Raw genomic sequence first — 9,098 nt, 5'->3', positions numbered from 1 at the left:
CCCAGCGTTGCGCGAAACAAAGCTGTCTGCAGACACCTCTTGATTGTTGAGCACCTGCAGCACGACTGAGTCGGCAACGAGCGGTCGGAATTCTTCGGCCAAGTCGAGGGCGAGCGATGGGCGTCCAAAACGTGGCCGATGCAGAATGCCGAGGTACGGATCGAGCCCGACGCTCAGGCAGGCGACCACCAAGTCCTTGACCAGCAGTGAATAGCAGAAGCTGAGCAAGGCGTTGACGGGATCAGTGGGAGGCCGCCGGTTCCGGCCGGATTCCTGGAATGATCGCGCCCACGTCGGATCGGAGAGCATGTGGGCGAAGTGGGCGAAGTAGATTCGGGCCGCGGTGCCTTCCAGCCCGAGGAGCGTGGCCGTCTTATCGGTGGTGGCGGCGGCTGATGCAAGCTCCTTGAGGCTCGAGATCGCTGGCGGCGGAACGATCCGCTTGGCGTTGCGTCGGAGCAGTGTGCGTTGGTTCCGGATTTTTCCTTCGATGATGCGCGCTGCGACCGTGCCGCCTTGCACTGCCCGGGCGACCTGTTGGCGACGGAGGTCGACGTACTTGCCCGGATGGGCCTGCGACCAGCCGTTGAGCCAGCCCCCGGTGCTGAGCCAGAGCGTCGGGGCGCCGACGCTCCACAGACGGGTGAGGGCTTCCGTCGTCACCTGGACGTGGCCCTGCACACACAGGTGGAGTACGTCGATGAGCCGCACGTCGGCGCGGACCTCCCCCTGATGCGTGACGCGGACGCGACCGCCCTTGACCCCGACGACAGCGCCCTGTTCGACGACATAGAGCGGAGCGGCGTCAGGGTTGCGTGGCAGAATGCGCCGCGCCTTGCTATGGCTGCGGTGTAAGAGGGCGTTGAGTTCGTCGGGAAGGCAGAGGCCTGAGAGGGAGCAGCGCGGGCAGCGCGGGTCGTCGATGAGGGGGAGCGGGGCCGACGTACGACCCATCCTGGTGCGCATGTCGGCGAGCACCGACGCCAGTTCGGCGCGGGCATCGTCGTTCCAAGGCACGCTGACCTTGGTGCGGCCTTCGGCGTAGGACAACTGGCTCTCCGTCACCCGGAAGCCAGCCGCCTCCAAGAGGGCCGCCTGGCAGAATGACTGAATGCGGTCGGCGGGCCACGGCGTCCCCTCGCGTTGAGGGCGGCCTTTCTTCAGGTCAACCGGAATGGCGCGATCCTCGACGAAATCGACCCGGTCGATGACCCCCGTCAGGCCCCAGCCAGGGTCGGACAGCGCCATTGAATACGTGGACGCCGGCCGCCCCGATTGGTCGGGGCTTGGTGCGACGCCCCCCTTGGCGTCCACCGAGCGATGCCGAAAGCGCCCCTCGGCAACGTCGTCGTTCGATTCCCAGCGTTGCTGGACCCATTCCAGATAGCACAGGCGGGGGCAGTACGCGAACTCATTGACCATGCGTGCCGGCACGAGTTCCGGCAAGTCCACCACGTTGGTCATGCCGGCGTCATCCTCCCGAAACCAAAATGACTGAGCGAGCCCAGGCACAGGGGCGCCGCCACCGGGCGATCAGTAACGAGTCGATTGACCTCAAAGGCGGGATGTGCGGGGAACTTCGCGTCCCACCGGCGCGTCCGGTAGTCGCGTGTCTCGCTGATCTCCACCTGCACGACCGCGGCTGCCTCGTCCCCGAATCGCAGAATGAGCTCACGATCTAGGAAGCGTCGGATCACATCGCCCCACGCATCCCCCTTCTTCAGATGCCATGTGGTCAATAACGGGGTGGCAGAACTCCACACTCGGGAGGTCGTTCCTGCACCCAGGTCGGCCAGAACGCTCATGGCCGAGCCCAACGCCTGCAGATGGACCTGCCCGCCGCTGTAGCCGGGCGGCTCGAACTCGTATCTTGGGAGTGCCGTCACCGCGGCGACGCGCCGGACCTGAGCCGCCGCGAGCCCGGCGGGAACCCATAGGGCGAGATCGAGAATCTGGTCTTCACGCTCGGTCCACAGCCAATGCGCGTGCGCGTGCAGCCCCCACCGTGCCGCCGTCTGCGCATCGGGATTGTGGCCCTCCAACAGAAAATCCTCCGGGTCGCGGGACACATCCAAGCCGTTGACCACCATCTTGCGCAGGCGGTCTGTGGCCAAAACAGCGTTCCGCCGGTGGAAGCCTTGTGGTGCGTCAAGCCGCCATCGCACTGCCTCCACGCGGGCTGGCGCGCGGTCGTTCGGGGGCGTCCGGTGGGGTGGTGGCGGGGGTGTCATTGAGGAGGCCCTGCGACGCTCGCGTCCCACTCGACGGAGGACGGCGAGAACGACCCGTAACCACCCTGGTCTGAGCGGCGGATGCGCGATGAGTAGATGCGGAAAACACCGGCGTGAATGGCCGTTGCCTGCCGCGCCTCGAACCCCACCCGAATGAGCGCCCGTGCTGCGCCCCAGGTCAGCGGGACCTCCCACACGCCCCAGCGGAAGAGACCCACTTTCCAGGTTCCTGACGCTCCCGGCGGAATCGCTCTGTTTGCGGCACGGCGGACGGGGAAGGCGGAGAGGCCGACGAGCGCCAGCCAATCCGCCCCCGGCACTGTGTTCTTGGTGGTCTTGGCCGGGTCGGAGAAGCCGTAGGCGTACACCCTGTCGTCGCTGAGATCCCAGCCGAATGTGGGCAGCGATCGCCCGTAACGCCAGGGGCCGAACGCCGCCTCGCGAAGGTCCGCCTCCGTCACGTGCTGCTGCAGATGGCGTGCGATGACAAGGAACTTCTGGTTTCCGGCCGTGAAGTGGAGGTCGGTGGGCTTACCGCCGCCGCTTGTGGACGCGAACGCGCCTTCCGCCACAAGAGCGGCAGCGAGCGCTGCGCTACGGCCCTGATCGGGCGCGTTGCGGCACGCCTCCAGATAGCGCCGCTGTTGGTCGGCGTCCAGCTTCACATCACTCAACCCGTCGAACGTCAACGCGGCGGCGCCGTGCCACACCACCCGGTCCCGGTCGAGAAGACGGACGACCTCGTCCGGGTCAAGGCCGTCTCCGTGGAGGACTGGCCGGGGAAGGGGACCGGGGCGCCAACTGAGTTGCACATCCCGCTCGGGCAGCATCCGACTGACTGCGGACAGGCATCCCAGTGCCGCGAAATAGGCGAGCGGGTTGCGGCCATCCAGCCCGTCGAGAGGCACGGGACTCATGCTTCCACCTCCTCAGGCGCGGCTTCTACTTCGCTGCGGCGGTGATCCGCGAGCCGGAAGACTGCCTCGAGCCATGCCAGCCCGTGATGCCCGTAGCGGGCAACGAGCCGCTCGAATCGCTGACAGGCGACCGCCCCGAAGTCGTCGGCGAGACGAGTGGACGCCTCCAAGGCGAACCCCTCGTGTGTGACGTACGCCAGACGGGGGCTCGGGTCGGGGACGATGACGGGCCAGGGGCGACCTTGGCCGTGATGGCTGAGCACGAGGTGCAGCACCAAGTCCGGGTCGTGCGCATCAGCCAGCGTCGAAAGGTTGGATTCTGCCAGCGCCACGCTCAGGAACTCGTGGCGCGTCCCAAGGGGGTAGTCGGTCTCTGGGTCCCCGGTCCGGCGGTGCGGCCGGTGGTGTCCGGACTTCGCCATCAACTCGGGCTCCAACGCCAGCTTCACGGGATCGCCAACAATGCTGAGTTGGAAGCGATCGTCTGCCTTGCCGAGATCGTGGAGGTGCCCGGCCAGCTCCAGGTCGGATGCCAGCGCCTCTGGCAGGCCGCACCGTTCGGCGAGCAGGCGGGCCGTCCGTCCAACGCCGCGAAGATGATCCCTCAAGCTGACGCGGACGCCGAGGTGCGAGTTGGTGTCGTCTCGACCGTCCAGCGCGCGAATCCCCGGTCGGACGACGGCCCACCGGTCGCCGTACAGCACAATGTCCTGCGTCGACACTGTGGCTGTTGCTGAGGCAGTGGTTGCTGTCATGCGGGCGGCCTCGGCCGCGAAAGCCGCTCGCGTCCCGGGCGCGGATTCCTCATCGAGATCCGGCACGCGCCAGGGCGAATCATCGCGGGGCCGCAGCGCCACCCAATTCAGTTCCCGAGCCACCTCGTCGCCGACGTCGGGAACGTCCGTGGTCGCCGTGGGATCCCACGCGCCGCCCCTCAGCCCGCCGTATGAGCACGGGACGTAGAGGACGTCACCAGGGTGGAGCTCGGTCGCTCCGACAGACACGGCCCGCCCCTCATCCATGCGCCACGCGCGCCGGCCGGATGATGCGTCCGTCGACGAGTCCGCGGGCGCGTCCACATCGGCGACCGGGCTCGCCTGGACCCCAGCCAGCCAACGACGCACCGCGACGACGGGCACGTCGAGCTTCTCGGGAGGGAAGGCGGGCAGCGCGGTGAGAATGCACTCGGTCGGCTCGATCTGCTCTGAGCCGGGTTCGGGAGCGGGCGGAGCGACGTCGAAGCGCCAGACGAGGCTCACGTCGGCGTTCGGCTCCCGGAAACCGTGGAGGAGTGCGTCAACCTTCTCGCTGAGGGAGGGCCCGGCGCTCGTGTCGGCGAGATCCTCCAGGTCGCTGGGCATCAGGACGGCGGCACGCGTGGGAGGCACATCGACATCGGGCCCAAGGTGGGCGAGGTCGTTCGACAGCGGCCCCCCGTCGAACACCGAGCCCGCGAAGCGGGTCTCCAACGCGACCCACGTGGCGCTGAGCGCATCGCCGTAGATCGGATCAGGATCGGGCTGAGCGACTGTCGCCACGACGAGAGCAGAACTCGGGCGACCGGACGCGGCGCGCTCACCGCGGCGGTCAAGGCGTCCCAGCCGTTGTTTCAGAGACGACAGCGGACAAATCTCGGTGATCAGGGCGTCGAAACTGTAGTCGGCGCCTACCTCGATGCACTGCGTCGCCACGACGACCTTAACCCCGGGGGCTTCCTCTCGCGCCGGGTCTGCCCAGTGGGCGGCCGTGGCATCGACGGTGGCCCGCTCGTAGGGCCGCATGCGGCCCGTGACGAGCGCCGTCTCGAGGCCGTGGGCTTGAAGAGCGGCGCTCACGGCGACAGCCGTGGCCACACGGTTGACGACGATTCCCACGACGCCGTCGGTAAGTCCGAGACGGTCGACGAGTTGGGGGGCCGCCGCCGCCCAGGCTTGCTCGGCTGGTTGTTTCGGCTTGCCGATGCGCGGTACCAACTGGCAGTTCTTACGCGCCAGGATCCGCGGGGCGAGCGCCGGATCTGATTCGATGAGACTCCGGCTAGCCGGGAAGCGTTGCTGCGGCTCCCCCACTGGCGTCGCCGACATCTGCACGACACGCAGGGGACGAGCCCCCGGCAGCGACGGATGCGTGGCCTGGGCGGCTTGCACCGCATCGAGCGTGTCGACCAGCGCTGTGCTGAGGTGCACCTCGTCCAACAGGACGAGCGTGTCCATCCCGGTCAATCCCGCGTGTACCGAGCGCATCCCGGGCGAGACCCCGTACCCACGGAAGAGCATCCGCGAGCCAAACTGATCCACGGTCGACACGATGACGGCCGGCTGGTCGGGCCAGCGAAGCCACTCGCTCGGGCCTATTGGCGGGGCGGCGGCCCCGCCGCGCAGGCGGCCGGTGTCGAGCGGGACGCCGGTGCCCGACAGGGCAGCCAGCGACCGAGCGACTCGGCCGAGTGCCGTGTCCCGGCCCGCGCGCTCGGCGCTGCTCAGGCGATCGGCCAAGTCAAAGGCCCGGCGAGCCGTCTGGTCGACGATGGTTCGTCGGTCGACGACGAAAGCGATCCGTCGCTGCATGCGGGCGGGGTGATGGGCCAACGTGAAAACGGCGATGTCGAGCACCGACGTCTTTCCTGCCCCCGTTGGGAGATCGATGACGTCCGGCCAGCCTCCCTCTGCGACGACCTCCTCAGCCAGGTCGACCTGCCAGTTGAAAGGGCGAACTCCCCACGCCTCCAGGAAGAACTCCTCAAACTCGCCACGAATATCAGGCACGGTCATCCTTTCCAGGGAAAAGCAGGCCGAAGCCGGCATGGCGTCCGCCACCCACCAGAACAGGCCCGAGGACCGGGCTCGGGAACGCGATGCGCGCATGCACCAGCCGACGGACGCGGCCCTCGTGGGCGACGCGGGGATAAGCCCGCACGGGACGTGCGCCGGCAAGGAGTGGATCGAGCGACACCGCCACGTCGACCGGGGTAGGCAGACCGGCTCGATGGCAGGATTCGGCGATCCAGCCCGCTGTCCACGCGTTGAAGCCGGCGTTTGAGAGTCGTCGAGCGGGGTGCCCCGCCACCACCAGCGGTGTGGCCGTGAACCAGGTGGTGGCCGGGCCCGACCACCGTTCCCGGGTCAGCGTCGCGAGATCGGGGGCCGTTCGCCGTGTGACCTCCACGCACGTCGCCCCGACGGGCACGGCGGCGACGTCACCGAGGCCTCGTCCGATGCCCCGAAGGGCTGCGTCGCGGTCCGCCCGGCTGCTATCTCGAGGAATCAGGGCTGCGACGCCCAACAGATCCCCGGTGGCGTAGGGGTGTCCGACATTGGGGAGCCCCACCACGAGTACCTCGTGCACCGCCGCAGAGTCTTCTGCGGAAACGGAGCTTTCGATCGCCGCCCGCACCGCCCCAGTGAGGTTGGCGAGGGCACGTCCGCTCAGCCGTGGTGCGGCTTCGTATGTTACCCACGTGCCAGACGTCGCGGCGCTTGGAGGTTTCTGGGCGCCCAGACGTTCGATCGTGTAAGGCGTGATGGTGGAGGGAAGCGAGCGTGGTGAACTCCCTCTGTGGCGGTGATGCTCGCCGACGAGCGCCTCGAACTGGCCCTCGGAGACCGTGCGTAGCCGATGGGTGGCGAGCATCCGGGCCGCCGGTCGGTACGACGGCTCAGTTCCGTCTATCGCTAGGGCGCGGCAGGTCACCAGCGACGACGTGTGGCCCAGGCGCGTGACACGCGACAGCAGGCCGTCGAGCGCCAGGCGTTCGGCGCCGGCCAGGTGGGCGTCGGGCCATTGAAAGGTCACGGTGCAGCGGCCGTCTGGGCCCGGGGTCAAGGTCACAGACGGAAACGTCCGGGCCTGCTTGGGACGATGCTCCGGCAGGAGCTCGGCGGTCTGGCCCGTTGGCGTGCCGGTGATGAGTGAGGTGACGTCCTTCGCCTTCGCGAGGTCGCGGGACGCCTTCGCGCGCACCCGAGCTGTCGCACCAGGTTCGGCGAGGGTGGCGTGCGCCTGCTCGGCCTTCTCCCACCGCGACCACAGCTTCGAGCCGACCAGGGAGGTGTCGTTGACGGGCACATAGTGGGTGACAGTGCCGCGGTGCTGGGCTTCCTCGGCGACGAGAAGTGGCGGCCCTAGCTTCTCTAGCTCGCGCAGGAGGGTCGCTTCGGCTTCCGCAGGCTCTGGGGCGGCTCCCCACTCCGCCACAAGCGCCGAGAACAACCGCGCCGGATGCGGAGGCCACTCGGCAGCGTCACGGTCGTCATGCTGCGCGGCGACGTAGCGCCCCGTCAGAAACTCGACCTCGATGGCGAGCATCAGACACCCTCGTTCACATCCGCGTCAGCGGGCTGCTCTCGCAGTTGCGAGCGGCTGCGCTTGATCAGTTCGACGAGCTTGGGGGTCGGCTCAAGGCGGATGGGCTCGGTCGGCCAAGCGAGCCCGTAGTCTGCGCAGGCTTGCGCAGACTCAGCCAGCAGCGATGATGCGGCAGCGGTCTCGACCTCGAACGCCAGCGGCTCGCTGCCGTCACGCGCGAGCAACTCGAGGACAGTCTGGTGGGTGGGGATGAGGAGGCAGCGAGAGCGCAGGTCGAAGTCGTGTTCACGCTGATAGGCGATCGCGGCGACGCCCAAAGCCGCGATGGCCGTGCGTGCAGCAGCCTCCGCCCCGCGCCGATCGCTGCCGGAAAGGGCGTTGCCGGCAGCGTCCGTGGGGAAGTGCAGCTTGCGCAGGGCCGCCAGCGACAGGACGGTCGTCTGGACCGCCTTCTGGATCGTGACTCCACCGGCCTGTTCGTCGATCGACGGCGTCACGTTGCCATGGTTGATCGCGGACGGCCGCCCAAGCTCGCCCTTAGAGCCAACCGCGACAAGCTTCCCCTTCTCGCGGCGAGCCTCGGCGGGGTCAAGCGTCCAGCCCTGATCGGGGTCGGCGTGCTCGTAGACCACGGCCGCGGCACGTTCGATCTGGAGCGGGTCGATGCGGCTGCCCACTTTGACGCCCAGTTCTGCGTCCCACCCCACGATTTCGGAAACGAACGCCCGCTGGAACTTCGAGCCAAGACCGCCCTTGGGCCCGGTCGAGTCCCACATGCCCATCAGCAGCGCGACCGGATTGGCCAGGAAAAGAGCCGTGGCGGCGTTCGGGGTGGCGTCCGTGATTCGGCGGCCCAGATCACTGAGTCGGAACAAGGTTCCGTCGAGAAGCGAATCACGGAAGATGGCGTCGGCGAGACGATGCGGAGCCTGGAGCGCGGAGATTGAGCCGAGATCCACCAGCTCCTCGTCCACGCTGAAGTCGACGAAGGGGTTCGGGAAAGCGACGTCGTGTTCTGCCAGCGCTTCGAGGAGTGCCATCTCGTGACGGTTTGCCCCATCAGCGACCGAGCTCAGCAGGACGCGGAGCTTCTCGACGCCATCTTCGCGATAGGTCTCGGTGGCGTATCGCGTTTTCGCGCTAGCGGGGACGCCATACGTTGACGGGAACACCTTGTCGCCGGGGCCGCCGGCGGGCTGCAGTTCGGTGCGGCACCGCAGGGCGACGTGGCTGCCCTCCGCTGCGGATCGGAGAGTGGCGTAGTCGAGAGTGGCCATGGTCGGACCCTTCCGTTGGTCGTCGAGATCGAGCGCAATGGACGCGTTGTCTCCGCCGCCTGCGCTGGCGGCGGAAGCGAAACCAAGTTGTTATATGAGGAGGCTCTCATGCAGCGTTGGCGAGATGAAGGAGCCACGACAGCGCGTCGCCAAAGTTCCGCGAGCGCACGGCGGTGTCTCCTCCTATCCCGCACAGCTCTTAGCCGGCCCAGGGTGCCCTTGTTGGGGACGGGCGTGCGTCCCGTGGACGATCTTTGTCCTCGGACAACAAGCCTCTACCGCTGCATATCTACAAAGCGGCTCAAGGATCCCTGGAACGCCACCGGGATCACATCGGTGGCGCCGTTGCGGTGCTTGGCGACGATGAA

6 protein-coding genes are annotated in these 9,098 nt (G+C 67.9%); all 6 read right to left on the bottom strand.

The features are described from left to right. Window positions 1-1,464, bottom strand: a 1,464-nt coding sequence (gene cas1 / locus WMJ97_RS13095; protein ID WP_347349445.1) for a CRISPR-associated endonuclease Cas1, incomplete at its 3' end; no start/stop codon positions are given. Next, window positions 1,461-2,114 carry a hypothetical protein gene (locus WMJ97_RS13090; protein ID WP_347349444.1) on the bottom strand — a complete coding sequence of 218 codons (654 nt, stop codon included), beginning with the start codon at window positions 2,112-2,114 and terminating at the stop codon, window positions 1,461-1,463. The genes cas1 and WMJ97_RS13090, both read right to left, overlap by 4 nt. Before the next feature lie 113 nt (window positions 2,115-2,227). Further along, window positions 2,228-3,139: a hypothetical protein gene (locus WMJ97_RS13085; RefSeq protein WP_347349443.1), complete on the bottom strand. Its 912-nt coding sequence runs from the start codon at window positions 3,137-3,139 to the stop codon at window positions 2,228-2,230. 5 nt (window positions 3,140-3,144) lie between these two features. Next, entirely contained in the window at window positions 3,145-5,913 is a 2,769-nt protein-coding gene (cas3u, locus tag WMJ97_RS13080) for a type I-U CRISPR-associated helicase/endonuclease Cas3 (protein WP_347349442.1), read from the bottom strand. After that, complete coding sequence (csb2, locus tag WMJ97_RS13075; protein ID WP_347349441.1) at window positions 5,906-7,453, bottom strand: type I-U CRISPR-associated protein Csb2; 1,548 nt, start codon at window positions 7,451-7,453, stop codon at window positions 5,906-5,908. Before csb2 ends, cas3u begins: the two co-directional genes overlap by 8 nt. Next, window positions 7,453-8,730, bottom strand: coding sequence for a type I-U CRISPR-associated RAMP protein Csb1/Cas7u (gene cas7u, locus WMJ97_RS13070; protein WP_347349440.1), 1,278 nt, complete (start codon window positions 8,728-8,730; stop codon window positions 7,453-7,455). Before cas7u ends, csb2 begins: the two co-directional genes overlap by 1 nt. Window positions 8,731-9,098 lie beyond the last annotated feature (368 nt).

The organism is Nigerium sp., from assembly GCF_039811905.1.
Classification (GTDB): Bacteria; Actinomycetota; Actinomycetes; order Propionibacteriales; family Propionibacteriaceae; genus Propioniciclava.
This window is presented reverse-complemented; position numbering and strand designations above follow the sequence as displayed.

What these genes read in the sequence shown, in the direction of transcription:
- csb2 (WP_347349441.1), bottom strand. Translation starts at nt 7,453, where the DNA reads ATGCTCGCCATCGAGGTCGAGTTTCTGACGGGGCGCTACGTCGCCGCG.
- cas7u (WP_347349440.1), bottom strand. Translation starts at nt 8,730, where the DNA reads ATGGCCACTCTCGACTACGCCACTCTCCGATCCGCAGCGGAGGGCAGC.